Source organism: Micromonospora sp. RP3T (assembly GCF_003027925.1).
Classification (GTDB): domain Bacteria; phylum Actinomycetota; class Actinomycetes; order Mycobacteriales; family Micromonosporaceae; genus Micromonospora.
Genome location: NZ_PYPS01000001.1, coordinates 256,130 through 280,120, shown reverse-complemented (window position 1 = coordinate 280,120; position 23,991 = coordinate 256,130). Strand labels below are relative to the sequence as shown.

The following is a 23,991-nucleotide window of genomic DNA, read 5'->3' as shown; positions in this document are numbered from 1 at the left end:
GCGGATCCGCCGCGCCCTCCCCCGCGGCAAGGCGAACCCACCCCACCGACGGCACATCAAGCGAACCGTAGCGGACGACGTCCAAACCGCGCAGCCCTGCCGAACGATCCGAAGCGGACCGTCCGAACCGGACATGGGAGTCGTGGTCAGAACCGGTCGCGGCGCGTCCTGGCCAGCAGCGTCACGCCGAAGACCAGCACCGCGACCAGCAGCGCGACAGCCAGCCACAGCAACGGCTTGTCGAAGGCGCGCTCGACCACCACCACCAGCAGCGCGGCACAGCCGCTGAGCACCACCACCTCGGCGGCCAGCCGGAGCCGGGGCGAGCGGGTCAGCCCGGCGACCAGGGCCAGCACCAGGAAGCCCGGAATGGTGAGCACGAAGTAGACGAACAACCAGGTGATCAGCGTGTCCACGTGGTCGGCTCCCGTCACTGGTAGAACTTGCTGTCCTTGACCCAGTCGATCTTGATGTCCTTGATCCCCGGGTCGGTGCCGGTGGGCGCCCAGCCGGGCCGGGACTCCGCCGCGAACATCACCCGGCTGTCGGTGTTGAACCCGGCCATCACGGCGTGCAGGAGCGCACCGATGTCACCGAAGACCATCACCAGGATGGCGGCGGTCGCCGTCAGGCCGGCGATGCCGATGGCCTGCGCCAACGCGGAGGTGGCCGGGAAGAACTGGAGCGCGATCGAGGCGATCACCGCCACCAGGACCGGCATCATCGCCTGGGCGAACCCGGAGACCGCGTCGTTGTAGGCGTCCCGGGCCGAGGTGAGCGTCTCCTTGTTGGTGTTGAACGCGTCGGCCAGCGAGTCGATCTCCGCGCCGAGCTTGCGGACGAAGAGGTCGAACGCGTCGCGGTCGTCGAAGTCCCACTCCTTCGCGTCCGGCGGGACCGCCGCCATCGCGGCGCCGAACTGGTCCGATCCGAGCAGACGCGCGGCCTCCTCCCACTTCTTGATCGTCTCGTTGACCTGCTGGTTGTCGAACATTTCCAGGTAGAGGATGGCGCCGATCAGCCCCGCCGAGGCGGCGATCCACATCAGGTTGCCCCGGGCGATCGCCGCCGCCGACCGGACCGGCGCGGTCGTCTCGGCGACCGAGACCGTGCCGGTCACCGAGCCGGAGGCGTTGGCGATGAAGATCTCCGGTGGCATCAGGCGTCCTCCCCCTGGTCGGCCCGGCCGGTCACTTGACCACCCAGGGCTGATCCGACTTCTCCCAGTTCTTCGCGCTCTGTTCGAGCTGCTCCGCGGCCCGGTGCAGGTGCTCGATACCGGCCCGGACATTGTCGAGGTGCCCGTCCACCGAGGCGTTGTGCCGCTCCACCGCACCGTGGCCGAACATGCTCAACGCGCCGCCCGGCAGTTTCACGTCCCCCAGCAGCGCCTGCACGTTGCGCAGGTACTGGATCGGGCCGTCCGGCGCGTCGAGCATCCGGCCGGCCTTGCGGATCGCGTCGACGTCCACCGTGTTCGCCATCGTCGGCCCCCGCTCAGCGCCGCAGACCGCGGGTCGGGTCGGACAGGTCCACCCCGAACTGGCGGAACCAGTCCTCCGGGGTCAGCGTGCCGTCCTGCGCGCGGCGGGCCAGGTCGGAATCGCCGAGCGTCTCGGCCAGCATCTCCCGCTGCCGCTCCGCGAAGGCCGCGTACGCCGCGTCGACGGCGGCCTGGACCGACTCCGCCAGCGAGAAGCTGTCCAGCCGCATGGCCCGGGCGTTCAGCTCGATGTCCCCGACCTTCATCTCCCCGTCGACAGTCACCCGGACCAGGCCGTCCGGGCTCTCCCCGGCCACCCGCAGCTCCGCCCGCTGCTGCTGAAGCTCGGCCAGCCGGCGCTGCTGCTCCTGGGCCTGCCGCAACAGGCTCTCCACGGCTCCACCGATACCCGACGGGCTGCTCACCACGGGCTCCCCTCCACACTCGCGACGTCGCGCCGACGCTACCGGACCGACGGTTTGCCGTCCGACCCGTCCGACCCGTCAGGCCGGCTCCGCCCAGGCGGTCTGGATCAACTGCTGGCCGTCGCGGCGACGGACCAGGGTGCCCCGGCCCGGCGGCTGCGGGCCGGGCCGCAGGTTGCCGAAGACCGCGCCCTCCTCCCGGCTGCCCGACATCAGCAGGCCCGGCGAGTCCAGCTCGCGCAGGCGTTGCAGCACCGGCTCGTAGAGCGCCCGGGCCACGCCGCCCACCCGCCGGGTGACGATCAGGTGCAGGCCGATGTCCCGCGCCTGCGGCAGCAGCTCGTGCAGCGCGCTGAGCGGGTTGCTCCCACCGGAGGCGACCAGGTCGTAGTCGTCCACCAGGATGTACAGCTCCGGCCCCTTCCACCAGCTCCGGTCGCGGAGCTGCGCGGTCGTCACGTCCGGGCCCGGCAGCCGGTTCTGCAGGGCGCTGCGGATCGAGCCGAGCCCCTGACTGAACACCTGGTTGGACGGCGCGTAGTCGAGCAGGTGGTCACCCTCGACCGCGCCCAGCAGGCCGCGCCGGTAGTCGGCGATGACCAACCGCGCCTGCGCCGGCGTGTACCGCTCGGCGATCCCCCGGGCGATCAGCCGCAGCAGGTTGGTCTTGCCGCACTCGGCGTCGCCGAAGACGGTCAGGTGCGGCTCGCCCGCCAGGTCCAGGTGGACCGGGGCCAACGCCGACTCGTTCACCCCGATCGGAATGCCCGGGACGGCCCGGTCGACCACAGTGGCCAGCTCGCCGACCGTGAGTTTGCGGGGCAGCAGCCGGACCTTCGGCGCCGGCCGGCCCGGCCAGTTCGCCGCCACGTGCCCGGCCAACGCGACCGACGCCTCGGTCAGGTCCTCGATGTCGCGCCTGCCGTCGATCCGCGAGACCGCGGTCAGGAAGTGCAGCTTGTCGCGGGTCAGGCCGCGGCCCGGCGCGCCGACCGGCACGTTCTGCGCGGCCCGCCGGTCGATCTCCGACTCGGCCGGGTCACCCAGCCGCAGCTCCAGCCTGGTGCCGAGCAGATCCCGCATGCTGATCCGGATCTCCGCCCACCGCACCGCCGTGACCACCACGTGTACGCCGAAGCCCAGCCCCCGGTTGGCCAGGTTGGTGATGGTCTGCTCCAGCTCCTCGTACTCCTGGCGCAGCGTGTTCCAGCCGTCCACGACGAGGAAGACGTCCCCGAACGGGTCGTCGGCGAACTCCCCGGCCGCCCGCCGCCGGCGGTAACTCGCCACCGAGTCGATGCCGTGCTGGGTGAACCGGTTCTCCCGCTCGTCGAGCACGGCCACCACCTCGGCCACCGTCCGGCGGACCGCCTCGGTGTCGCGCCGGCCGGCCACGCCCGCGACGTGCGGCAGCGCGTCCAGGCTGCGCAGCGCGCCGCCACCGAAGTCGAGGCAGAAGAACTGCACCTCGCGCGGCGTGTGGGTGAGCGCCAGGGCGGCCAGCAGGGAGCGCAGCATGGTGCTCTTGCCACTGAGCGAGGCGCCCACGATCACCACGTTGCCGCCGGCGCCGGCGAGCTCGACCATCATCGGGTCGCGGCGCTGCTCGTACGGCCGGTCCACGATGCCCACCGGCACGGCGAGCCGGCCGCGGCCCGACCACTCCGCGGTGGTCAGGCCGAACGTCGGGTGCACGCTCAACGGCGGCAGCAGCTCGGCCAACCCGGACGGCTCGGCCAGCGGCGGCAGCCAGACCTGGTGCGCCGGACGGCCCCGGCCCGCGAGCTGGCCGATCAGCACGTCCAGCGTGGACACCGCCTTGCCGTCGCCGGTCTGCTCGGGCTCCGGCGCGGTCTCGGCCGCGGTCGGCAGCGCCGGCACCGGCACGTGGTCGACGCCGTACGGCACGATCCGGCGCTGCACCTGCGCCCGGGCGGAGCGCCGCACCTGCCCCGGCGCCCGGTACGGGCCGGAGACGTAGGCGGCGCGGAACCGCAGCATGGTGGCCGTGTCGGTCTTGAGGTAGCCGTGCCCGGGCGCGCTCGGCAGCTCGTACGCGTCCGGTACGCCCAGCACGATACGGCTCTCCACGGCCGAGAACGTCCGCAGGCCGATCCGGTACGACAGGTGCGTGTCCAGCCCGCGCAGCTTCCCCTCCTCCAGCCGCTGCGAGGCGAGCAGCAGATGCACGCCGAGCGACCGGCCGAGCCGGCCGATCATCACGAACAGGTCGATGAAGTCGGGCTTGGCGGCCAGCAGCTCGGAGAACTCGTCGCAGATGATGAGCAGGCTGGGCATCGGCTCCAGCGGCTCGCCCGCCGCCCGCGCCTGCTCGTAGTCGTAGCGGGACACGTAGTTGCCGGCCGCCCGCAGCACCTCCTGCCGCCGGTTCATCTCGCCGGCCAGCGCGTCGCGCATGCGGTCGACCAGCGGCAGCTCGTCCGACAGGTTGGTGATCACGGCGCTGGTGTGCGGCAACGCGTCGAGCGAGGCGAACGTCGCGCCGCCCTTGAAGTCGACCAGGACGAAGTTCAACTCTTCCGAGGAGTGCGTCACCGCCAACGCGCCGACCACGGTCCGCAGCAGCTCGCTCTTGCCGGAACCGGTCGCGCCGATGACCAGGCCGTGCGGGCCCATGCCCTCGTGCGCGGACTCCTTGAAGTCCAGCTCGACCACGTTGCCGTCCGGCCCCAGGCCGACCGGGATGCGCAGCCGGTCCCGCTGGTTGCGGGGCCGCCAGGTCTGCCGGACGTCCACCGTGGCCGCGTCGCCGACGCCGAGCAGGTCGGGCAGCTCCATGCTGCGGGCCAGCGGCTCGTCGGTGCTGGCACCCTGCTGCGGGGAGAGCCGGAACGGCGCGAGCTGCCGCGCCAATCCCTCGGCCGCCGGCCGGGTCAACCGGTCCGGCCGGCCGAGCCGGGGCGCGGTGGCGGCCCCGATCAGGCCGAGCCCGGTGCCGTCGCCGACGTCCAGGCCGAGCAGCCAGCGGCCGGCGTCCCGGGGCACCGCCCCGGACAGGTCGACCACCGTGGTGCCGAGCAGCCCCGGCCCGGTCAGCGCGCAGGTCGCCGACACCTCGCCGCCGTCGAGCACCACCACCACGTGCGGCGCGGTGGTGAGCGGCTTCGCCTCGGGGACGAACCGGGGCCGGCCACCCAGCTCGTGGGTGAGCGCCGACTCCGCCTCGGCCAGGCCGGCGAAGACCAGCCGGCGCGCGCCCGCCGCGTCCGTACGCCCCGGGTGCTGGGCGTGCGGCAGCCACTTGACCCAGTCCCAGACCGGCTGCCGGTCCGGCGCGGCCACCACGACCACCAGCAGGTCCTCCGGGGCGTGGAACGTCACCAACTGGCCCAGCGCGGCCCGCGTCAGATCGAGCACCGGCTCCCGGTCGCCGCGCACCGCGATCCGGCCGAACGCCCGCAGCGACAGCGCGGTGGGCAGCTCCGGCACGCTGGAGTGGGCGCGGACGAACCGGCGCAACGCGATCGCGCTCATCGGTTCCAGGTCCTCCACCGGCTTGGTCTCCGGCGGCACGATCTCCACCGCCAGCCGCTGCGGGCCGAGCGCGATGCGTACCTCGCCGAAGTCGTCCTCGGTGGGCCGCCGCTCCCACCGTCGGCGGGAGGCGGCGATCGACCAGAGCGCGTCCGGCTCCGGGTGCCGCCAGGTCATCGCCGCGCGCTGCTGCTCGGCCGCCCGCCGGGTGCGCTTGCGCATCTGCGCCAGGTAACGCATGTAGTCGCGGCGCTGGGCGTTCAGCTCCGCCTTGTCGTTGCCGCCGGTGCCGAGCGTGCCGATCGCCATGCCCAACATGGACACGCCGAACAGGCCGCCGGCCACGTACGTCATCATGCCGCCGCCACGGCCGGCGTAGAGGAAGGCCATCGCGCCGACGCCGCAGAGCATCGGCAGGATCATCAGCACCTGCCCCATGCCCTTGGCCTGCGGCTCCGGCAGCTCGGGCGGGGACTCCAGCAGCACCTCACCGCGCGGCATCGCCGGCCCCGGTTGACGCGGTGGCCGGCGGAACACCACCGTACCCACGGCTCTCCCCTCCCCGCAGGTCCGCCACCGCCGCGAGCGTCGGGTGGGCGACCTGTGCGACAGCCATCGTAGGTAATCTCCCGGAGGCGTCGTGGACCCGTGGGGACGACGTCGACGGCCGGGGCGGATCGTAGGCGAGCGCGAGGAGGCCACTGTGGCGACGAAGGCGGCGACCGGCGGGCTGAGCCGGATCACGATCGTGGCGCCGCGGACCCGGATGGACCTGGCCCTCCCCTCCGACGTGCCGCTGGCCGACCTGCTGCCGACGCTGCTGCGCCACGCCGGCGAGGAGCTCGCCGACGAGGGCGTGGGGCACGGCGGGTGGAGCCTGTCCCGCCTCGGCGGGCCGCCGCTCGACGGCGGGCGTACCGCCGCGCAGCTCGACGTCCGCGACGGCGAGGTGCTCTACTTCAACCCGCGCGCCGCCACCGCGCCCGAGATCGTCTTCGACGACGTGGTGGACGCCGTCGCCACCTCCACCACCCAACGGGCCGGCGCCTGGCAGGTGGGCACCACCCGCGCGTACGCGGTGCTGCTCGCCTCCTCGGCGCTGGCCGCCGGCGCGGTCGCGGCGCTGCTCGCCGGGCCGCCGCAGCTACCCGGCGCGGTGGCCGCCCTGGTGGTCGCGGTGACCCTGTTGATCGGTGCCGCGGTGCTGTCCCGGGCGGCCGGCGACAGCCGTACCGGCGCGGTGCTGGCCCTGGTCGGGGTCGGCCACGCGGGCGTCGGCGGCCTGCTGGTGCTCGCCGGGGACCGGCCGCTGACCGAACTGGCCAGCCCGCACGTCCTGCTCGCCGGCACCGCCGTGGTGCTCTTCGGCGCGCTCGCCGCGCTCGCCGTCGGGGACCGGACGCCGTGGTTCCTCGGCACGGTGGGCGTGGGCGCGGCGGTCGGCTTCGGCGCGGTGCTCAGCCTGGCCTTCGACATCGACGCCGCCGCCTCGGCGGCGGTGGTGTCGGCCGTGGCGTTCGGCGCGCTGCCGGCGCTGCCGATGCTCGCCTACCGGCTCGCCCGGCTGCCGGTGCCGTCCATCCCGACCGGCCCGGAGGACCTGAAGACCGACACCGAGTCGGTGGACGGGCCGTCCGTGCTGCGCGACAGCGAGCGGGCCGACGGGTTCCTCACCGGTCTGCTGTGGACCGTCGCGCTGCTGGTGCTCGGCGGGGAGCTGCTGCTGGCCGCCGACGGTCGGCTCCCGGCGGTGCTGCTCTGCCTGGTGCTCGCGCTGCTGTCGCTGCTGCGGGCCCGCCCGTTCCTCGGCCGCAGCCAACGCACCCCGGTGCTGCTCGCCGGCACGCTCGGCCTCGGGCTCGTCGCCGCGGCGGTCTTCGACGCGAGCTCGCTGCCGGTGCGGCTCGGCCTGATCCTCGGCGGGCTGACCGTGGTGGCCGTGATCAGCCTGGTCTACGGGCTCACCGTGGCCGGCAAGCGGATCTCCCCGGTCTGGGGGCGGGTCCTGGACATCGTCGAGATCCTGCTGATCGTCGCGCTGGTGCCGCTGGCCGTCTGGGTCTGCGGCGCGTACGGCTGGATCGTCAACCTTCGACCGTGACGGTGCCCATCGCGGTGCCCACCGGCGCGGTGGCGTAGACGCCGGGCCCGTGCTGGCCGTCCAGCGGGCGGGCCGGCACCCCGGCCCGTCGGGCCATCTCCCGGACGGCCTTCACCAGCGCCTCGGCGTGCCCGTCCATGGCCGCCACCCGCAGCAGCGGGGGGAGCCGCCGGCCACCGGGGAGCACCACCGCCGCGACCGTGTGCGAGGGCGCGGAGGTGGCGGTGACCGCGTCCACCAGCGCGCCCAGCGAGCCGTGGGGACGGACCCGCAGCGCCAGGCAGCGTTGCGTCCAGCCGCCCCCGCGCAGGCCGGTCCAGGTCTCGGTCGGGGACTCCGGCGCCAGGTCGAGCCCGGCCCCGGAGACCACCGCCGCGTGCAGCTCGTCGCGACCCAGCACGCGGTGCCCGAGCCCGGCGGCGTGCAACGCCTTGCCGAGCCGGCCCACGCCGGCCGCCACCGTCCGGTGCACGCCGCGCAGGCCGCCGCCGCGGCTCACCGTCTCGGCCCGGGCGTCACCCACGGCCAGCCGCAGCGCCACCCACACGGTGCGGTGCGCGGCCGGGGCCGCCCCCGGCGCCGGGTACCAGACCAGGGTGTGCGAGACGACCTGGGTCTGGGTGACCGGGCCGGCGAAGTCGGCGAGCACCGCGAGGGCACGGTCCACGGTCGCCGCCTCGATCGACCCGGCGGGCGCGGCGGGCCGACCGGTCAGCGCCACCGCCGCGAACCAGCCCCGGTCGTCCTGACCGATGCCGAGCCGGGTGCCGCGCTCGGTCAGCTCCACCACTGTCAGCTCGGGCGCGAGCGCGGCCAACCGGGGGTCACCGGCCGGCAGCGCGCCCCGGGCACGGTCCCGACGACGGCGCAGCCGGCGGCGGAGCATCAGGTCCTCGTACCACCAGCGACCGCCCCGCCGGGCGAACGCGGCCACCACGGAGAGCAGCGCGAGCGGCGCCACGGTGGCGAGCAGCCAGGCCGGGCCGGCGGTGGCGAACCAGACGGCGAGCGCGGCGCACTCGGCCACCACGAGCTGACCGACGACGAACGGGCCCAGGCGGCCCCGGCGTCGCCTGTCCGCCGGCGTGACCGGCCGGTCCGCCAGGGCGGGGGCGGTCGCCGTACGACCGGGTGGCGCCTGGAGCTGCGTCATCGGTGAGCGTCCCTTCTGGACATGTGGGCACCTGCCGGTGGAGGCGTGCACCGGGCGGCGGACGGGGTCCGGCGCACCCCCGACGGCCCCTTATCGTAGGGAAGCCCGCGACGCCGTTCGGCCCTGATCGTCGCGGGCCCACCCGGCCCGGAGGTTAGTCATGCGGACCCGCCGTGATCAGGTGCAGGCGTACCACTTCGTCACCCGGCGCATCGTCTCGGCGCTGCTCTCCGGTGACCCGGAGACCAACGACCTGCCGATGCGCCGGCTCGGCCTGGCGGTCTTCGGCAGCGTCATCGCCGCGGCGGTGGTCCTCGGCGGCGTGGGCGCGTACGGGCAACTGACCAGCAACTCCGCCCCGCTCGAACCGAACACGGTGGTGATCGAGCGGGAGACCGGCGCCACCTACTGGTTCGGTGACGACCGGGTGCTGCACCCGACGCTCAACTACGCCTCGGCCCGGCTCGTCGTCGACGACGCGTCGGCGACGGTGCGTACCGTGTCGCAGGCGTCGATCCGGGACCGGCCGCGCGGCCGGATGGTGGGCATCGTGGGCGCGCCGGACGACCTGCCCGACAGTGGGTCGCTGGTCGGGCTCCCCTGGTCGGTCTGCGACGTGCCGGACCCGAACGACAGGCGCCGCTCGACCACCCGGCTGCTGATCGACCGGCCGTTGTCCGGCGGCACCCCGCTCACCGACCGGGCCGTCCTGGTCCGCACCGGCGACGCCCGCTGGCTGCTGACCGGCGGTGCCCGGCTGCGCGTGGCCGGTGACGAGCAGGCGCTGGTGGCGTTGCGGATGGCTGGCGCGGCCAACCTCACGGTCGGCCCGCAACTGCTCAACGCGGTGCCGGTGGGCCCGGCGTTGCGCCGGCCCACGATCGGCGGGGACGGCGGCCCGAGCGGGCTGACGGTGGCCGACCGGCCGGCCCGGGTCGGTCAGGTCTACCAGGCCGCCGGCCAGTTCTACGTCCTCACCCGGCAGGGCCTGGCGGCGGTCGGCGAGGTCACCGCCCGGCTGCTGCTCGGTGGCGGCGGCGGGATCACCGAGATCACCCCGGACGAGGCCGGCCGGCTCTACACCGACCAGCGGCTGGAGGCGGACGGGCTGCCGGCCCGGATGCCCACGCTGCACGAGGTGCGCCCCGGCCGTACCGTGCTCTGCGCCACCTACCGGTCCGGTCCGGCCGGCCAGCCGCCGGCCACCACGCTGGAGGTCTTCGACGCCCCGCCGGCGGAGCTGACCGCGGCGACCGCGCTGCCGGCGCGGCAGGGTGCCCGGGACGCGGTCCGTACCGCCGAAAGCGTGCTGCTGCCCGGCGGCAAGGGCGCGTTGGTGCAGGCCACCGCCGGGGAGAGCGGCAAGCCGGCGGCCGGCGCCACGGTCTACCTGATCACCGCGCAGGGGATCCGCTACCCGCTCGGCACCGCCGCCGGGGACGCGCGGAGCGCCCTCGGCTACGGCGACGTGCGCCCGGTGGCGGTGCCCGCCTCGCTGCTGGCGCTGGTGCCGACCGGGCCGACCCTGGCCCGCGCGGACGCCATGGCGTACTTCGACGCGACGGCGCTGCCGGAGCGCGTCGCGACACCCGTGCCGGCCCCGCCGGACGGTGCGGCGGCCCAGGTCGGGGGCGGCTGACCGGCCGACGTGGAGCGTCGCGTCCGAGGGTCAACCGGGTGGACGCGGTTCGACTAATCTGAGCACGGCCACCGGCTCTCGACGAGGACAACGGGGATTCCGCCATGACCGGGCGCACCACAGTCGACGTTCTCTCCCTGGAGGATTTCCACAAGCGGCTCGAACGGCGTCTGCACGAGGCCGAGTCGGTGTTGCGCACGCTCGACACCGAGATGCAGTGCCGGCCCCCCGCGCTGGGCACGTTCACCGACGCGACCGACAACTCACGCCGGTACGCCGAGACGCACCAGAGCTACGTCGAGCACGTCGGCCGGCTGCGCCGGGCGATCCTGGCCGCCCGCGAGGCGACCGCGACGATCATGAAGAACTACCGGACCGCCGAGGCCCGCAACGCCGCCGCCGCGGCCGACATCGCGGCCGCCCTAGCCGGGCTGAACGAGGCGATGACGCAGCCGAAGGAGGATCCCCGTGTCTGAGTACACCCGGCGCTACGAGCACGTCAGCCACGAGGAGCTCTACCAGGGCGTCAACGCCGGCGACCCGGCGCAGATCGACGGGCTGAGCGCCCGCTGGACCTCCCTCAGGGGCACGCTCGACGACCTGTCCCGTGACCTCACCGCCGACCTGGACGCGCTGGCGAAGACCTGGACCGGGGACGCGAGCCGCGAGTTCCAGCGCCGACTCACCATGGTCGCCGGCTATTCCGGCGACCTGGCCGAGGGCATGACCGGCATCCGGCAGGCGCTGGACATGATGGCCGGTGACCTGCGCGCCGCCCAGGCCGAGGCGGAGAGCCCGGAGAAGACCGACGACCACGACAAGCTGCTCTCCGGCGCCGGTAAGGGCTTCCTGCTCGGCGGCGGCCCGGGCGCGGTGATCGGTGGCATCATCGGCCACCAGCAGGACGAGGCCGAGCAGGAGAAGGCGCACCAGCGGATGGTGCGGGTGGTGGCGAAGCTGGCCGAGGGTTACGACTTCTCGGCGTACGGCCGGGTCGTCGCGCCGGAGCCGCCCGGGAGCGAACTGCCCGGCCACCACGCTCCGCGGGATCCGACGCTGCAGGACGGCCCGTCGGTGAAGACGCCGTCGTCCGGCCCGGGCCTGGGCAGCTTCGGCCCCGGGGCGCACGGCACCGCGACCACCTCGGGCGTGCACCACACGGCCCCGACCAGCGGCATACCGGGCGACGGCACACCGGGCGGCCACCCGGGCGGTCGCCCCGGCGCGGGTGCCCCGGGCCCGGTCCTGACCGGCGGCACTGTCGACCCGAGCGGCACGTCGCTGGCCGGCGCCGGCCCGCTGACCACCGTCCCCGGCAGCCCGGCGATCGGCGGCGGCCCGGGTTTCGGTCCCGGCGGCGCCCAGCCGACCGCGCCGGCCGGCGCGGGCGGGCTCTTCGGCGGCCCCGGCGTGCTGAGCACCGGCTCGCTCGCCGGCACCGCCAACCCCGCCGCCCCGGGCCGGTTCGGCGGCGTGCCCGGCGCGGAGAGCCGCTCGGCGGCCGGCACCGGCCGGCTCACCTCCGGCCGGAGCCTGGCCGTCGACCCGGAGGGCAGGTCGACCGGTCGCACCGGCGGGCGGCCCGCGACGGCCGGCCGCAACGGGGTGCTGGGCGCACGCGGCAACTCCGACGACGACGAGTCCGACGGCCGGCTGACCTGGCTCACCGAGGACGACATGGTCTGGGGGGACGGCCGGGCCGCCCCGCCGCCGGTCATCGACGGCCACTGACCTCGCACGACTGAACGGCGCGACACCCCGGTGGGTGCCGCGCCGTTCGGCGTCGGGGCGCGCATCCCCCGAAGTGGGCCGGGCCGTCAGCAGAACGCGCCGGCCCGGGCGCCGCCGTCCTGCCGGGTGGTGCGGAAGTCGCAGAGGTCGTAGCCGTTGTCGGTGAGCGTGGCCCGCACGTCGGCGAGCTGCGCCGCGTCCAGCGCGGGCTGGCGGGACAGCACGAACCCGCTGCTGCGGTCCGGGTCGCCGACGACCGCCCAGCGGTACTCCGGGTCCAGCCCGATCACCACGTAGTTCGGGCCGCCCAGGTAGATCCACCGGTCGCCGAGCCGGAGGAAGGAGACGGTGAGCGCCGAGTCGGCGGGCGGGTTCTCGCTCCGGGCCCGGCCGGTGACAGTGCTCGTGGTGCCGAGGATCGTCCGGCAGGTGTTACGGACGCCGACGGTCCCGTCGGGCTGGATGTCGTACCGGGCCTTGACGTTCTTGAAGCACTGGATCTCGAACCACTGCGGGATGGCGGCGACCTGGTACCAGTCGCCCGCGTACCGGTCGACGTCGACGGCGGCCACCGGTCGCAGCGGCCCGGTGTCGACCGAGGTGGTCGCGGCGTGGGCCGGCGTTGCGCCCAGGACGGTGGCGGCGGTCAGCGCGGCGACCAGCGCGGTGGTGGTGCGGCGTACGCCCATGGTTTCTCCTCGCGGTGGGGGGTCGTCCGCGCCAGTGTGCCCCGCCCGACCGGCCGAAAACTGTCGACAATCTCATCGTCGTCGATGCATCCGTTGACCTGCTCCGAAGCGAAGAAGTAGGTCCGTCCACACCGATCCGTGGGCCGGCTCACGTAACCGGGAAGATCGTCGAGCTGCGGGGGCCGGCATCAACCGATAGGTTGAGGGGGTGCTGCCCGTAGCGTTCGCCTCGTCCGCCTGGACGGCGATGCTGCGCCGGATCGCCCGCACGGCCGTGACCACGCTGGCGCTGATCGCCGGTCTCCAGGGCATCGCCGTGACCTCCGCCGACGCCGCCACGGTGACGCGTCCCGCCGTCGTCACGGTCACCGACACCCGTGCGACGTCGACCGTCGACGCCGGCCGCGAGGCCGCGTCGACCACGTCGGTCGCCGGGCCGGGCGCCTCCGCGGCGTGGGCGGTCACCCACCCGGCCACCGGCCCGTCCGTCGCCGACCGGTTCGACGACGCGTCCGTCGCGCCGATCCCGGCCGTCGAGGTCACGCTCACCGACGACGCGGGCCGGGCGGCCATCGCCCGCCGCGGGCCGCCGCGCGCCTGACGGGCCACCTTTTTCCGGTCGCCTCGGCGCGGCCCCACCACGGGCCACCCCACCCGCGCACCCGTCGCGCGCCGACGCGCACTCCGCCCGATGCCCGGGCCCCACCCGTTGATCGTGAACAGTTCCACCGCGAGGTGCTGGTATGCAGACCGTCTTCTCCACCGTCCTGCCCGACGTCCCCGCCGCCGCCGTGATCTGGCTGGCCCTGCTCGCCCTGGCGGCGGTCGTGGTCGCCGCGCTCGTCGTCCGCCCCGCCCGGTTCCGCGCGGTGTTCGGCGAACGGATCAGCGACGCCGCCCGGCCGAGCAGCATCGACCGGGCCGAGCAGGACCGTGAGCGGACCCGGGAACGGGCCCGGTACGCGGACGAGGTGTCGGTGGCCGCGTCCCGCGCGACGGTGACCGCCGAACGGCGTCGGGCCGAGTGGCTGGCCGCCCAGGACGAGGCCGAAGCGGCGTGGCTCGCCTGCCAGGCGGCGGAGGAGGACGTCCGCCGGCTGGCCGCCGCCGCGGCCCTGCCGCTGCCCCGGACCGCCCGCACCCCGGCCGAGTACGCGGACCGGGAGCGCTGGCTGCACCGGGCGGCACTGGACGCCCAGTGGCGCAAGGAGATCAGCGTGCAGCAGCTCAGCGACATCCTCGGCGGGCGCGGCTGGGACCCGAGCCGGCACCCGGTGGAGCAGGAGCTGCTGCTGCGCCGGCTGGTACGGGACAATCTGCTCGCCCGGCAGCGTGCCGCGTCGGAGCGGGAGCAGGCCGCCTGGCGGGCCGCCGAGACGGCCGCCGCGGCGGCGCGGAGCCTGCGCGAGGAGGCGTTCGCGGCGCTGCACCCGGTCGTCGAGCCGCAGGCGGCACTCTCCATCGTGGGCTTCGCCGGCCCGGAGAGCACGCGGGAGTTGCCGACCACGACTCCGGTCGCGGAGACCACCCGGGAGCTGACGCCGGTGGCCCGGGGCCGGGCGGCCGTGCCGGCGTACTGAGCGTCCGGGCGGCGGCGGCCCGGCTCCGCTAGCGTGGTGTCGTGTCCCGTGAAACGTGGGTGCTCGTTGTCGTCGCCGCCGTCGTCGCGGCCGCGACGCTGGTCGGCGCGGTGCTGCTCGCGATCCGGGTGGTCCGCACCCGTCGCATGCTGGGCGCGCTCGGCGCCGGCGGCAAGGTCGCCTTCTACGGCGCGCTGATCTACACGATCCTGCCGGTGGACCTGCTCCCCGACCCGATCTACCTGGACGACATGGGCGTGCTGGCCGGTGCGCTGTTCTATCTGGGCCGGCTGGCGGCCAAGCACCGGGCGGCGCAACGCGTGACGCGTGACGCCCCCGCCACGTCGTTGCCCGCCGCCCCGCCGCGCCGCCCCTGACCGCGCCGCCCCGCAAGCACGGGCCCCCCGTTAACGCCTCCGGTAGAGGTACGGCCCCCGCCTGACCCGGCTCCCGACCCCTGGAACGGCCCCGGACCGACGCCGCTCCGCAGGAACGGAGGGACGCCGGTCCGGGGCTCGTCCGGTCGGTCCTACTCGCCGTCCATCCGCATGCTCGGCCACCAGCCGTAGACGCCCGAGCCGACCCGCCAGGAGGCGAGCGGCACGTTGAACCCGCCGGTCGGCGTCGAGGTGAACGTGTGCAGGCCCAGCCCGTTGTCCGGGTACTTGTAGAGGACGGCCAGGTCGTCCCGCCGGTCGCCGGTGTAGTCGCCGCCGACCAGCTTGATGCTGGTGAACTGCCCGAAGATCGACGACGACCACGACTCGACCGGGTCGGTGAAGTTGCCGTCGGGCTTGCCGGTCCAGGTCAGCAGGCGCAGCTTGTTGTCCTTGGTCTGGAGGGCGGCCACGTCGGCCCGCCCGTCACCGGTGAAGTCGCCGTCGACGATCTTCAGGGTGGAGAGGGCGCCGGGCGCCTTGTCCGCCGCGACGGACCACGAGGTGTAGCCGGCGCCGAACTTCCCGTCCGCCTGCCCCGGCCAGGTGATGGCCGCCATCGAGCCGTTGGCGTACGCGTAGAAGAGGCTGGCGTCGGCCCGCCCGTCACCCGTCACGTCACCGGCGAAGACGCTGGTGTTGGCCCAGTTGCCGAAGTTCGACGCCCGCCACGCCTCGATCGGCGCGTCGAACCCGCCGTCGGGCCGGGCGAGCCAGTTGATCCACGCCTCGTCACCGCTGGCGTAGCCGTAGAAGGCGGTGAGGTCGGCCCGGCCGTCGCCGTTGATGTCGCCCGACGCCATCTTCATGCTGGTCAGGTGCCCGAAGTTGGGCGAGGTCCAGGAGCGGACCGGTGCGCCGTGGGTGCCGTCCGGGCGGGTGACGAACGTGTCCAGCGCGAACGCGTTGGCGGTGGTGGTGGACATGACCGCGAGGTCGTCGACGCCGTCGCCGTCGAAGTCGTCGTTGAAGACCTTCACCCGGTCCGTGGCGTACGCGCCGGCGCCGCCCCGCCAGACACCGAGCGGGCTGCCGAACCCGCCGGTCGACGTCGCCGGGAACGTCTGCGGCGCGATGTCGCCGTTGGCGTAGACGTAGAGGAAGTTGATGTCGGCGTACTGGTCGGTGGCCGGCCCCTGCGGCATGGTGGCGGTGAGCCACGGGCCGAGGTCGTCGACCCGGGTGTCCACCGCGTCCCGGCGGGTCTCCGTCTCGGCGAGGCAGCCGCCCTGCCAGGAGGAGTGGTGCAGGCCGACCAGCCGGGGCGTGCCGCCGGTCGTGCGGACGGTCGGGCCGCCCAGGTCACCCCGGCAGATGCCGGCTGTGCCGGTGCCGAGGATGCCGGTCGTGCCGGCGCCGACGCTCTGCACCTCGAACGGCCCGGTGTGCAGTTGGTCCGGCACCCAGGTGGTGGCCGTGCGACCGAAGCCGGCGGCGGTGAGCTGCTCGCCCACGACCGGCGCGGTGCCGAGCGCCACCGGCGCGACGTCCACCCGGCGGGTCAGCCGCACCAGCGCGACGTCGCGGTCGGGGTGCGGCACGACCCGGAAGGCCGACGACGTGGCGCCGGTCGAGGTGGTCAGGTCGGAGCGCCCCACGGTGACCGTGGTGGGCCGGGCCGGCTTGCCGTCGACGACGGGCTGACCGTCGAAGCTGAAGCAGCTCTTGGCGGTGAGCACCCACCACGGATCGACGAGCGCGCCGCTGCACGAGCGGTCGGCCGGACCGATCGAGATCTTGGCGGCGAAGGCGTAGGAGCCGTCGGTCACGGCGGCACCGCCGGTGACGGCCTGCACGGGTGTGGCGGCGGCCCCGGCCAGCAGGACCATGGCTAACAGGCCGGCACCGCGAACGGCGACACGGCGGTAGGACAGTGACACGACGGTTCCCCCGATTCGAACGGCGCCCACCGCGACGGCGGGCACACGGGGTCACCTTATGAAGCGTTCGGTACACCCACTGTCCACCTAGGCGTGAAGAAGCGCACACCTGGCAGCCTTGCTTCGGACATCGGACATGGCGTATGTCTCGTCGTCCGGCGCGCCGCCGGTTCGGCATGTGATGATCGGTCCCGGGGACGAGTGAGGAGACGGCATGGCTGGGCGGCACGGGTTGGACCCGCACGACGGGCGGGTCGCGCGCTTCTTCGCCGACCGGCACCTCGCCACGTTGACCACATTGCGCGCCGACGGCACGCCGCACGTCGTACCGGTCGGGGTGACCTTCGATCCGGACGCCGGCCTGGCCCGCGTGATCACCTCGGGCGGTTCGGCGAAGGCGCGGCACGTGGCGGGCGCGGGGCCGGCGGGCACGCCGGTCGCGGTGTGCCAGGTCGACGGCCGCTGGTGGTTGACCGTGGAGGGCCGGGCGGTGGTGCGTCGTGACGCGCAGTCGGTGGCCGAGGCCGAGCGCCGGTACGCCGAGCGCTACCGCACGCCGCGCCCGAACCCGGAACGGGTGGTGCTGGAGATCGCGGTGACCCGCCTGCTGGGCAGCCTGCCCGACTGAGCGGCCCGCCGGGCTCCCGCCGCCGACGGGTCCCGCTGCCCGGGGTCGGCGGCGGCCCGGAACACGCGCCGGACACGCCGGATCCCGGGCACCCGCTTCGGGGTGGCCCGGGATCCGTCGTCCGGATGCTCAGCGTCCGGTGTCGCCCTCGCCGGTGCGCTGCTGCGCCATGTCGACGCCCTTGTCGATCTGCTGGTCGTACTTGCCGCCGGTGCGCTTGTCGGCCATGTCGCCGGCCTTCTCGATGCCCTGGTCGACCTGCTTGTCGTGCTTGTCAGCGAAGTCTCGGGCCTTGTCCATGAAGTCACTCATGTCGCATCTCCCTTCGGTACCTTGAAAGCCTTCCCCGGGGCCGGGGTGGCAAACACCGGGCGGGCGATGACGGCCCGGGTGTCGGATTCCGCCGGGTCGGGTACCAACGGCCACGATCGAGGAGGCGACGTGGACGACGACGCTGGCACGCCCGACCCGGCACGCCCCGCCGGGGCCCGGTTCGACCCGACCCGCTCCGAGCCGGCCCATCCCGAGCCGGCCCAGGCCCAGGCGGCCCATGCCGAGCATGCTCATGCCGAGCCGGCGCGGGTGGGGCCCCGGCAGACGTGGGCGGGGCTGCCCTGGCCGGTGCGCACGGCGGTCACCTGGAGCCTCTGCCTCCTGGTGGTGGCCGCCGGGCTGTGGCTGCTCGGGAAGGTCGCGGTGCTGCTGGCGCCGCTGGCCGTGGCGTTGGCCGGCACGCTGTTCCTCACCGCGCTGCTCGACCCGGTGCTGGTGCGGCTGCGCCGGCTCCGGGTGCCGGCCGCGCCGGCCGCGCTGCTCACCGTCCTGCTGCTGCTCGGGGTGCTGGCCGGCGCCGGCATCCTGGTCTGGAACCTGACCGCCAGTCAGTTCGGCGAGCTGAGCCAGCAACTCGACGAGGGCCTGCAACGCAGCCGTGACTTCGTCACGTCCACGCTGCCGGTCAGCGACCAGCAGCTCGACAAGTTGGTCGAGCAGATCCGGCAGGGCGTCAGCGCCGGCGCCCCCGACCCGGTCGCCGGCGCGCAGAAGGTCGCCGAGGTGGCCGGCGCGCTGCTGCTCGGCCTGGTCCTCCTCTTCTTCCTGCTCAAGGACGGCCGGTCGATGTGGCACTGGGTGCTGCGCCGGATGACCGGGCCGCGTCGCGACGTGACCGCCGAGGCCGGCCGGGCCGGCTGGCGGACGCTCGGCGCGTACAGCCGGGGCACGATGATCATCGCGGCGATCGACGCCATCGGCATCGGGCTGGCGCTGGTCGTGCTGCGCGTCCCGCTGGCACTGCCGCTCGCGCTGATCACGTTCCTCGGCGGTTTCGTGCCGATCATCGGCGCCACCGTGGCCGGGGCGGTGGCAGTGCTCGTCGCGCTGGCCGCGAACGGCCCGACCACCGCCCTGCTCACGCTGGCGGCGGTGATCGCGGTGCAGCAGATCGAGGGCAACCTGCTGGAGCCGCTCGTGATGCGTCGACAGGTGCAACTGCACCCGGCGGTCATCCTGGTGGTGGTCACCGCCGGCACGCTCATCGCCGGCGTCGCCGGCGCGTTCGTCTCGGTGCCGATCGCCGCGGTGCTCTGGCGGGTGCTCGACACCGTGCAGCGGCACCGGTCCGGCGGAACCACGCGAGCCGCCGGCGTGGACGCCACCGGCTGACCCGGCTGGCCCCGGCCACGCCGTGCCACCGGCCGCCGCCCCTCGAAGGCTTGTCCGACACCCACGCCGCCGACGCCGGCAGCCCTGGGCGTCGCTCGGCTCAGGCCGGATGCGGGTGGCGCAGGTGGGCGACGAACCAGGCGCCGGCCTGGTCGGCCACCTGCTCCAGCGTGCCGGGCTCCTCGAAGAGGTGGGTGGCGCCCGGCACGATCCGCAGCTCCGCCACCTCGCCCAGCTCGTCCCGCGCCCGCTCGTTGAGCGTGATCACCTGCTCGTCCAGCCCGCCGACGAGCAGCAGCGTGGGTGCGCGTACCGCGGTCAGTGAGCTGCCGGCCAGGTCCGGCCGGCCGCCCCGGGAGACCACCGCGCCCACCCGGTCCGGGCGGGCCGCGGCGGCGACCAGGGCGGCGGCCGCGCCGGTGCTGGCGCCGAACAGCCCGAACGGCAGGCGTCCCAGCTCCGGGTCGGCGCCCATCCAGTCGATGATGCCGGCCAGCCGTTCGGCGAGCATCCCGATGTCGAAGCGCAGCTCGGCGGTGACCTCGTCCCGGGCCTCCTCGTCGACCGTCAACAGGTCGACGAGCACGGTGGCCAGTCCGCGCGCGTTGAGCGCCCGACCCACCGCCACGTTGCGCGGGCTGTGCCGGGAACTGCCGCTCCCGTGGGCGAACAGCACCACCCCACCGGCCCCGGACGGAACGGAGACGTCCCCGGTGAGCCCGCCCTCCACCACCGGTACCGAAACCTCACGCACACCCCTCACCTCCGTCCCCGGCATACCCCGCCCCCCGGCGATCATGAAGTTGGCGGCCGGGAGAGCGCTCCCCCACCCCGCCAACTTCATGATCGCCGAGGAGACAGCGGGGAGGGACGGGGGCGCGTGGGTTGCCTTGACGTCGGCGACAAGGTTTAGCGTCGGCGGGCGAGGGACGGACGGCGGGCGGGGGCACGGATGCGGATCGGGGAGCTGGCGGAACGGGCCGGTACGAGCGCCCGCACGCTGCGCTACTACGAGAGTCAGGGGCTGGTCCGGCCACGCCGGTCCGCCAACGGCTACCGAATGTACGACGAGGCGGAGCTGCGCGTCGTGCACGAGATCCGGTCCCTGCTGGCGATCGGCTTCGGGCTGGACGACATCCGTCCGTTCGTCGCCTGCCTGCGTGCCGGGCACCACTCCGGCGACGTCTGCCCGGACTCGGTGGCGGTGCTGCGACGCAAGCTCGCCGAGGTGGACGACTACCTCGACCGGCTCGGCGCGGTCCGCCGCCGCCTGCACGACCAACTCGCCCACGCGATCGCCCAACGGGAGGAAACATGCCTCAGGACACGCAGACCGGCCGACTGACCACGGTCACCGACGCCACGTTCGCGGCGACGGTGCTGGCCGCCGACCGACCGGTGGTGGTCGACTTCTGGGCCGAGTGGTGCCCGCCCTGCCGGGTGGTCTCGACGCACCTGGCCGAGTTGGCCGAGGAGTTCGGCGACGCGCTGCGCTTCGTCACCCTGAACATCGACGAGAACCCGGCCGCCGCGCGGGCCCACCGGGTGATGTCCGCGCCGACCATGCTGGTCTTCCGCGACGGCGAGGTGGTCGGCTCGATCGTCGGTTCCCGGCCGAAGAACCACCTCCGCCAGAGCTTCGCCCGCCACCTGGACGGTTGAGCCCCGCCCGGGCGGGAACGCGCGGCGTGACCACGGACCCCGACCGATCGCGAGGATCTCCGATGGCGAAACAGGACCGGGAGCGAGACCGGGAACTCACCGACCAGAAGCGTCGCGAACAGGAGCTGGAGGGCTCGCCGGAGTGGGCCGACCGGGCCGCGTCGGCGCGTACCCCCGAGGACCCGCGGGCGGTCGCGCCGCGCGACGCCGGCGGGCGTCCGTCGAACGGTCGCCAGTTCTGAGGTACGCGGACCGCGCGGTCCCGCCCGCCGGGGCGGGTCCGCGCGGCCTCAGCCGGCGTGCTCCGGCAGGTGCATCAGCGGCGCCCGACCCGGCGGCTGCTCCGGCTGCGACCCGGCCGGGTGCGCGGGCGGCACCGGCACGGTGACCGGCCGGGCGCAGGTGACCCGCAGCGGCTCGCCGTGGTGCAGCAGGTCCAGCACCGTGTCCGGGCCGCCGTTGCGCAGCGAGTACGTGGTCTGGTGCGGTCGGACGTCGACCCGCAGCCGCATCGACCGCCACTGCAACGAGAACTCCAGGCGGCTGAGCCGGCTGGAGAGCCGGGGCGTGAAGGACAGCGTCCCGTCGTGGTCGCGCAGCCCGCCGAAGCCGGCGACCAACGCGATCCAGGCGCCGGCCAGGGACGCCATGTGCACCCCGTCGCGGGTGTTCTCGTTCAGGTCGTGCAGGTCCATCAGCGCGGCCTCGCGCAGGTAGCGGTGGGCCAACTCGGGAAAGCCCACCTCGGCCGCGAGCACCGCCTGCGTGCAGGCGCTCAGCGACGAGTCCCGGACGGTGCGGCGCTCGTAGTAGGTGAAGTTACGCAGCTTCTCGGCGGCGCTGAACGCGTCGCCCCGCCAGTGCATGGCCAGCACCAGGTCGGCCTGCTTCACCACCTGCTTGCGGTACAGGTCGAAGTACGGGTAGTGCAGCAGCAGCGGGTACTTCTCCGGCGGCGTGTGCTCGAAGTCCCACTCCTGCAACCTGGTGAAGCCCTCCACCTGCTCGTGCACGTCGATGTCCGAGTCGTACGGGACGTGCATGTCGTTCGCGGCGTCCCGCCAGGCGGCCGCCTCCTCCTCGGTGACGCCGAGGTCCATCGCCTGGTCGCGGTAGCGCATCGCGCAGTCGGCGGCGGTGAGCAGGTTCCGCTGCGCCATCAGGTTGGTGTAGACGTTGTCGTTCTTCACCGCGGTGTACTCGTCCGGGCCGGTCACCCCGTCGATGTGGAACCGGCCGGCGCGGTCGTGGTGGCCGAGCGAGCGCCACAGCCGGGCGGTCTCGACGAGCAGTTCCAGCCCGATCTCCCGCTCCAGCGCCTCGTCGCCGGTGACCAGCACGTAGCGGCGCAGCGCGTCGGCGACGTCGGCGGCGATGTGGAACGCGGCGGTGCCGGCCGGCCAGTACGCCGACGACTCCGGCCCCTCGATGGTGCGCCACGGGAACGCCGCGCCTTCGAGGTTCAACGTGCGGGCCCGCTCCTGCGCCTGGGCCAGCGTGTCGTAGCGCCACTGCAACGCGTGCTTCACCGCGCCCGGCTGGGTGTAGGTGAGCACCGGCAGCACGAACATCTCGGTGTCCCAGAACGCGTGGCCGTCGTACCCGGGACCGGTCAGGCCCTTGGCGGAGATCGGCCGGCGTTCCGCGCGGGCGCCGGCCTGGAGCACGTGGAAGAGACCGAAGCGGACCGCCTGCTGCACCTCCGGGTCGCCCTCGACCCGGACGTCGGCGGCGTCCCAGAACGCGTCCAGGTATTCCCGCTGCGCCCGGCGCAGCCCGTCCCAGCCGTCCATCCGGGCGGCGGCGAGCGCGGCGCCGACCTGGTCGCGCAGCGCCGGCAGGGACCGTCGGCTGGACCAGCCGTACGTGAGGTACTTGATCACCCGCAGCTTCTCGCCGGGCTTGAGCACGCAGCCGACTGTGGTGCGGACCCAGTCCTCGTACCCCTCGGACTCGATGGTGGTGCGTTCCGGGCCGTGCACGTCGTGGCCCATGGCGGCGGCGACCCGCAGGCCGCTGACCTTGGTGCGGTGGATGAGCAGGCCGCCGTCGTCGGTGGTCAGCTCCTCCTCCGCCAGCAACGGCGACTCCAGCACGGCGGCGACCCGGGGGTCCCGGCTCTGCGGCGGCAGTGACTCGTTCGCCACCAGCTCGGACTGGAGGATCAGCCGCAGCGGCCCGTCGACCGCCTCCACCTCGTAGCTGATCGCGGCCACCGAACGCTGGGTGAACGACACCAGCCGGGTGCTGCGGACCTTGACCTCGCGGCCGGCCGGGGACCGCCAGTGCACCTCCCGCTGGAGCGTGCCGGCGCGCAGGTCGAGGACCCGCTCGTGGTCGATCAGCTCGCCGTAGCGGACGTCGAGCGGTTCGTCGTCGACCAGCAGCCGGATCAGCTTGCCGTTGGTGACGTTGACGATGGTCTGCCCGGACTCGGGGAAGCCGAAGCCGGCCTCCGCGTACGGCAGCGGACGCAGCTCGTAGAACGAGTTCAGGTACGTGCCGGGCAGGCCGTGCGGCTCACCCTCGTCGAGGTTGCCGCGCAGCCCGATGTGGCCGTTGGAGAGCGCGAGGACGGACTCGGACTGGGCCAGCACGTCCATGTCGAGGCGGACCTCGCGGACGTGCCAGGGCTCGACCGGGTACGACCGTTCCCGGATCACGGGGCCGACTCCGTGGTCAGCAGCTCGGCGAGGTCGGTGACCACCACGTCGGCGCCGTGCGCGCGCAGCTCATCGGCCTGGCCGACCCGGTCCACGCCGATCACGTACCCGAAGCCGCCGGCCCGGCCGGCGGCCACCCCGGCGAGCGCGTCCTCGAAGACGGCGGCGTTCGCCGGCTCGACGCCGAGCATCCGCGCGCCTTCGGCGAACGTGTCCGGGTGCGGTTTGCCCTGGAGACCGCGTTGCCGGGCGACCACGCCGTCGACCCGTGCCTCCAGCCACCGGTCCAGCCCGGCGGCGTGCACCACGGCCTCGCAGTTGGCGCTGGCCGAGACGACCGCCCGGCGCAGCCCGGCCGCGGTGGCGGCCTCCAGGTAGCGCACCGAGCCGTCGTAGACCTCGACGCCGTCGTGCGCGATGCGCTGGAGCAGGACGACGTTCTTGCGGTTGCCGACGCCGTTGACGGTGTCGGCGTCCGGCGGGTCGTCGGGGGTGCCCTCGGGCAGCGTGATGCCCCGGGAGGCCAGGAACGATCGCACTCCGTCGGCACGCGGTTTTCCGTCCACGTACCGGTTGTAGTCCGGTCCGCTGTCGAACGGGCGGAACGGCTCGCCGGTTTCGGCGGACCGGCGTCGCAGGAGCGCGTCGAACGTCTCGGCCCAGGCGGCGTTGTGCACCTTGGCGGTCTGCGTCAGCACCCCGTCGAGATCGAAGAGACACGCGGTCACGTGCGCGGGTAGGCCCAGCATTGCCTGAATCT

24 protein-coding genes are annotated in these 23,991 nt (G+C 74.3%); 12 read left to right on the top strand and 12 right to left on the bottom strand.

Annotation, left to right across the window (positions count from 1 at the left end; all coding sequences use genetic code 11):
* Positions 1-146: 146 nt before the first annotated feature.
* The 5 genes from C8054_RS01350 to eccCa form a co-directional block, all read right to left on the bottom strand.
* The gene (locus C8054_RS01350) at positions 147-416 is read right to left on the bottom strand and encodes a hypothetical protein (RefSeq protein ID WP_107154941.1); all 270 of its coding nucleotides are present in this window, start codon (positions 414-416) and stop codon (positions 147-149) included.
* Between the two features lie 14 nt (positions 417-430).
* A complete protein-coding gene (locus C8054_RS01345; protein ID WP_107154812.1) occupies positions 431-1,159 on the bottom strand; it encodes a hypothetical protein in 729 nt (242 codons plus the stop codon).
* A gap of 31 nt (positions 1,160-1,190) precedes the next feature.
* On the bottom strand, positions 1,191-1,484 hold the full coding sequence (locus C8054_RS01340; protein WP_107154811.1) for a hypothetical protein: 294 nt from the start codon (positions 1,482-1,484) through the stop codon (positions 1,191-1,193).
* 13 nt (positions 1,485-1,497) lie between these two features.
* On the bottom strand, positions 1,498-1,908 hold the full coding sequence (locus tag C8054_RS01335; protein WP_107154940.1) for a YbaB/EbfC family nucleoid-associated protein: 411 nt from the start codon (positions 1,906-1,908) through the stop codon (positions 1,498-1,500).
* A 78-nt stretch (positions 1,909-1,986) separates the two neighbouring features.
* A complete protein-coding gene (gene eccCa / locus C8054_RS01330; protein WP_107154810.1) occupies positions 1,987-5,952 on the bottom strand; it encodes a type VII secretion protein EccCa in 3,966 nt (1,321 codons plus the stop codon).
* Positions 5,953-6,106: 154 nt separating this feature from the next.
* Between eccCa and eccD the strand changes: the two genes are divergently transcribed.
* On the top strand, positions 6,107-7,504 hold the full coding sequence (eccD, locus tag C8054_RS01325; RefSeq protein WP_107154809.1) for a type VII secretion integral membrane protein EccD: 1,398 nt from the start codon (positions 6,107-6,109) through the stop codon (positions 7,502-7,504).
* Here eccD and C8054_RS01320 read toward each other — a convergent pair.
* Positions 7,488-8,657, bottom strand: a complete 1,170-nt coding sequence (locus C8054_RS01320) for a type VII secretion protein EccE (protein ID WP_107154808.1) — start codon at positions 8,655-8,657, stop codon at positions 7,488-7,490. The genes eccD and C8054_RS01320 overlap by 17 nt on opposite strands.
* Before the next feature lie 160 nt (positions 8,658-8,817).
* Between C8054_RS01320 and eccB the strand changes: the two genes are divergently transcribed.
* The 3 genes from eccB (at position 8,818) to C8054_RS01305 (ending at position 12,027) form a co-directional block, all read left to right on the top strand.
* Complete coding sequence (gene eccB / locus C8054_RS01315) at positions 8,818-10,296, top strand: type VII secretion protein EccB (RefSeq protein ID WP_107154807.1); 1,479 nt, start codon at positions 8,818-8,820, stop codon at positions 10,294-10,296.
* Between the two features lie 104 nt (positions 10,297-10,400).
* A complete protein-coding gene (locus C8054_RS01310) occupies positions 10,401-10,772 on the top strand; it encodes a hypothetical protein (RefSeq protein ID WP_107154806.1) in 372 nt (123 codons plus the stop codon).
* On the top strand, positions 10,765-12,027 hold the full coding sequence (locus C8054_RS01305) for a WXG100 family type VII secretion target (RefSeq protein WP_107154805.1): 1,263 nt from the start codon (positions 10,765-10,767) through the stop codon (positions 12,025-12,027). Before C8054_RS01310 ends, C8054_RS01305 begins: the two co-directional genes overlap by 8 nt.
* Positions 12,028-12,113: 86 nt before the next feature.
* On the opposite strand, the gene C8054_RS01300 is transcribed toward C8054_RS01305, so the two are convergent.
* Positions 12,114-12,716, bottom strand: coding sequence for a lipocalin family protein (locus tag C8054_RS01300; RefSeq protein WP_107154804.1), 603 nt, complete (start codon positions 12,714-12,716; stop codon positions 12,114-12,116).
* 208 nt (positions 12,717-12,924) lie between these two features.
* Between C8054_RS01300 and C8054_RS01295 the strand changes: the two genes are divergently transcribed.
* The 3 genes from C8054_RS01295 (at position 12,925) to C8054_RS01285 (ending at position 14,673) form a co-directional block, all read left to right on the top strand.
* Entirely contained in the window at positions 12,925-13,317 is a 393-nt protein-coding gene (locus C8054_RS01295) for a hypothetical protein (RefSeq protein WP_107154803.1), read from the top strand.
* 142 nt (positions 13,318-13,459) lie between these two features.
* Positions 13,460-14,296: a hypothetical protein gene (locus C8054_RS01290; RefSeq protein WP_107154802.1), complete on the top strand. Its 837-nt coding sequence runs from the start codon at positions 13,460-13,462 to the stop codon at positions 14,294-14,296.
* 41 nt (positions 14,297-14,337) lie between these two features.
* Positions 14,338-14,673, top strand: a complete 336-nt coding sequence (locus tag C8054_RS01285) for a YkvA family protein (protein WP_107154801.1) — start codon at positions 14,338-14,340, stop codon at positions 14,671-14,673.
* 152 nt (positions 14,674-14,825) lie between these two features.
* Here C8054_RS01285 and C8054_RS01280 read toward each other — a convergent pair whose 3' ends face one another.
* Positions 14,826-16,562: a trypsin-like serine protease gene (locus C8054_RS01280; RefSeq protein WP_107154800.1), complete on the bottom strand. Its 1,737-nt coding sequence runs from the start codon at positions 16,560-16,562 to the stop codon at positions 14,826-14,828.
* Between the two features lie 265 nt (positions 16,563-16,827).
* On the opposite strand from C8054_RS01280, the gene C8054_RS01275 reads away from it, so the two are divergent.
* Positions 16,828-17,241 (top strand): pyridoxamine 5'-phosphate oxidase family protein, encoded by a 414-nt coding sequence (locus C8054_RS01275; RefSeq protein WP_107154799.1) that lies wholly within the window; start codon positions 16,828-16,830, stop codon positions 17,239-17,241.
* A 129-nt stretch (positions 17,242-17,370) separates the two neighbouring features.
* Here C8054_RS01275 and C8054_RS01270 read toward each other — a convergent pair whose 3' ends face one another.
* Positions 17,371-17,553, bottom strand: coding sequence for an antitoxin (locus tag C8054_RS01270; protein WP_107154798.1), 183 nt, complete (start codon positions 17,551-17,553; stop codon positions 17,371-17,373).
* A gap of 129 nt (positions 17,554-17,682) precedes the next feature.
* On the opposite strand from C8054_RS01270, the gene C8054_RS01265 reads away from it, so the two are divergent.
* Positions 17,683-18,906, top strand: a complete 1,224-nt coding sequence (locus tag C8054_RS01265; protein ID WP_233219415.1) for an AI-2E family transporter — start codon at positions 17,683-17,685, stop codon at positions 18,904-18,906.
* A gap of 100 nt (positions 18,907-19,006) precedes the next feature.
* Here C8054_RS01265 and C8054_RS01255 read toward each other — a convergent pair whose 3' ends face one another.
* Positions 19,007-19,684 carry a dienelactone hydrolase family protein gene (locus tag C8054_RS01255; protein ID WP_107154797.1) on the bottom strand — a complete coding sequence of 226 codons (678 nt, stop codon included), beginning with the start codon at positions 19,682-19,684 and terminating at the stop codon, positions 19,007-19,009.
* Between the two features lie 174 nt (positions 19,685-19,858).
* On the opposite strand from C8054_RS01255, the gene C8054_RS01250 reads away from it, so the two are divergent.
* The 3 genes from C8054_RS01250 to C8054_RS01240 all read left to right on the top strand — a co-directional run bounded on the left by C8054_RS01250 (position 19,859) and on the right by C8054_RS01240 (position 20,810).
* Positions 19,859-20,251: a MerR family transcriptional regulator gene (locus tag C8054_RS01250; RefSeq protein WP_107154796.1), complete on the top strand. Its 393-nt coding sequence runs from the start codon at positions 19,859-19,861 to the stop codon at positions 20,249-20,251.
* Entirely contained in the window at positions 20,221-20,568 is a 348-nt protein-coding gene (gene trxA / locus C8054_RS01245; RefSeq protein ID WP_107154795.1) for a thioredoxin, read from the top strand. The genes C8054_RS01250 and trxA overlap by 31 nt, the downstream gene beginning before the upstream one ends.
* Before the next feature lie 62 nt (positions 20,569-20,630).
* On the top strand, positions 20,631-20,810 hold the full coding sequence (locus C8054_RS01240; protein WP_107154794.1) for a hypothetical protein: 180 nt from the start codon (positions 20,631-20,633) through the stop codon (positions 20,808-20,810).
* 48 nt (positions 20,811-20,858) lie between these two features.
* Here C8054_RS01240 and C8054_RS01235 read toward each other — a convergent pair whose 3' ends face one another.
* Together C8054_RS01235 and C8054_RS01230 are read right to left on the bottom strand one after the other, a co-directional pair.
* Positions 20,859-23,231: a glycoside hydrolase family 65 protein gene (locus C8054_RS01235; protein WP_107154793.1), complete on the bottom strand. Its 2,373-nt coding sequence runs from the start codon at positions 23,229-23,231 to the stop codon at positions 20,859-20,861.
* Complete coding sequence (locus C8054_RS01230) at positions 23,228-23,980, bottom strand: HAD family phosphatase (protein WP_107154792.1); 753 nt, start codon at positions 23,978-23,980, stop codon at positions 23,228-23,230. The genes C8054_RS01235 and C8054_RS01230 overlap by 4 nt, the downstream gene beginning before the upstream one ends.
* Positions 23,981-23,991 lie beyond the last annotated feature (11 nt).